This is a genomic window from Acinetobacter sp. LCT-H3 (assembly GCF_001866125.1).
In the GTDB taxonomy this organism is placed as follows: domain Bacteria; phylum Pseudomonadota; class Gammaproteobacteria; order Pseudomonadales; family Moraxellaceae; genus Acinetobacter; species Acinetobacter schindleri.
The window spans coordinates 1-1,372 of sequence record NZ_MODX01000066.1 but is presented as its reverse complement, the minus strand read 5'-3'; the positions used below and the strand labels follow the sequence as shown (position 1 = coordinate 1,372).

Here is a 1,372-nt window from a genome sequence, read left to right as displayed (position 1 = left end):
AGCGAGTAGAAAAGTTTATGAGCGAAGCGAATTCCGAGTTGTATTTGNATAAATACTTAAACAATAGAATCCTATCCATAAACTCATAAATGAGCTAATTAACGCATGTGAACGCAAAATAGATCTATATTTAACAACCATTTCTAATTTAGCGAGTGTCTACGAGCGACACAAAGGAAAATTGACTCGTAGTTTCCCTGATTACAAGCTCCCTATCTATCATTCACCTTCCTAGCAGAGCATCCCGAATGGGTGCGAACTATTAACAGTTGCTTCTAGAGCGAGCGTAGCGAGTAGAAAAGTTTATGAGCGAAGCGAATTCCGAGTTGTATTTGCTTTTTATTAGATTTATCTAGGGATTAACAAAAAATTGCCCCTTCGAATCGAACGAAAGTGAGATTCAATAGAGTTTGAGCGTAGCGAAAACCAAGGGCAATTTTTCATGGTCTAGGCTTTTAAGTACTTTTAATGCTTTTAAATGCTTTTAGACCTCCTGTAAAGCTTATATGGCAAGGATTTCCACGGTGATTTAACAACGTTTCCTCGGTGATTTAACAACGTTTCCTCGGTGACTTAACAACGTTTCCTCGGTGACTTAACAACGTTTCCTCGGTATATGACAACAATTTATTTTTTTGTTGTCATAAAATATTTTTATAAAATCAAAATATGGCATAGGACAATATATAAACAATTTTAAGATCAAAACTTTTGTTTTTAGTTTTTACTAACTTTTAATAGCTATATTTTCTTAAAAATTATCTGCTAGATTGGTCCCAAACATGGCATAAGACAACGTTTCCTCGGTCAACAATATTATAGTTTCATAGCACCAGATTAGATATAAGTCATTGTAATAAATATTTAAATATTTCATGTAAAATCTTTTATTCGCTCAATACATGGCATAAGACAACGTTTCCTCGGTTCATAGTATTTGGTTTTTACTGTACAGACAAAATAAGCTTATTATTAGAAATATGCTGATATTAGTTTAAGGCTATGCTTTATCAAACATGGCATAAGACAACGTTTCCTCGGTTATCTCAATGTTTAAGTCCCTGAATTGACTAATAATCGCTCAAAAAAACAATTGACAGAGCTAAATGATAATGCTGTTATAGCAACAAATTTTTCAATGTTGCTTTATTATAAAATTCATGACGGATCTAGTAGTTAAATCGAATCAGCTTGTACAAGCATTACAATCATTAACTCTAGCTGAGACTCGTGTCATACAACTTGCAATTGTTGATGCAAGAGAAACTGGAAAGGGACTCGATTCAGCTACACCACTCGAGTTAAATGCTGCTCGATTTGCTAAAGCATTTAATATTTCTAATGATGCTGCATATTTGGCATTGACTGAAGC

At 33.8% G+C, this 1,372-nt stretch carries 1 protein-coding gene; it reads left to right on the top strand.

The annotated features are described in order from the left end of the window. Nucleotides 1–1,160 precede the first annotated feature (1,160 nt). Nucleotides 1,161–1,372, top strand: a 212-nt coding sequence (locus BK820_RS14855) for a RepB family plasmid replication initiator protein (RefSeq protein WP_143045209.1), incomplete at its 3' end; no start/stop codon positions are given.